Here is a 606-nt window from a genome sequence, read left to right on the forward strand (position 1 = left end):
CACCAAAATGGATATGAAAGAACGACAAAACCCTATCGACCTTTTAAACTTATCTATTATGAGTCTTTTCCAGATCGGAAGAAGGCACGAAATCGCGAGAAGTATCTAAAATCGGCAGCGGGGAAAAGATTTCTAAAATCGATGTAAAGTTAAGTGCTGGTTCGACCCTGCCTGACTGCACCTCGATTGATGATTATCAATGATTATGAAGTAAAGTTAAGTTTTTGATTGAGAACAAGTTGAGAACGGCAGGCAGGTCCAGTCCAGGGCACTTAAAGCTCGCAATTTAATTATTGCGGGCTTTTTCTTTTTTAGGGTATGATTTATGTCAATGCCATTGAGAGTAAGGAGAGAATTTATATCTACATACATAGCTGTCCAAAACATTTCTAAAGTTGGAAAGAATCTTTGTTTTTCGAATGTATGGTTAGATTTGGCGTAATTTTCAAAATTCAACCCCTGCTTGAACAAACAGGGAACTGTCTCAGGCTTTCAGCCTGCTTGCAGGATGCCGCATGTAGACTTGGGGCGTTGCCCCAAGCTACGTTGTAACAGGCTTTCAGCCTGAAACATCACAGCCCGGGGCCTCGCCCTGGGTGGAAGAAC

1 protein-coding gene is annotated in these 606 nt (G+C 42.1%); it reads left to right on the forward strand.

Annotated elements, in window-relative coordinates; genetic code table 11:
* A partial coding sequence (locus tag L6773_RS21910) for a GIY-YIG nuclease family protein (protein ID WP_369431613.1) occupies positions 1 to 147 on the forward strand: 147 nt, incomplete at its 5' end.
* Between the last annotated feature and the right edge of the window lie 459 nt (positions 148 to 606).

The sequence above is a fragment of the Rhodohalobacter sulfatireducens genome, assembly GCF_022012475.1.
Classification (GTDB): domain Bacteria; phylum Bacteroidota; class Rhodothermia; order Balneolales; family Balneolaceae; genus Rhodohalobacter; species Rhodohalobacter sulfatireducens.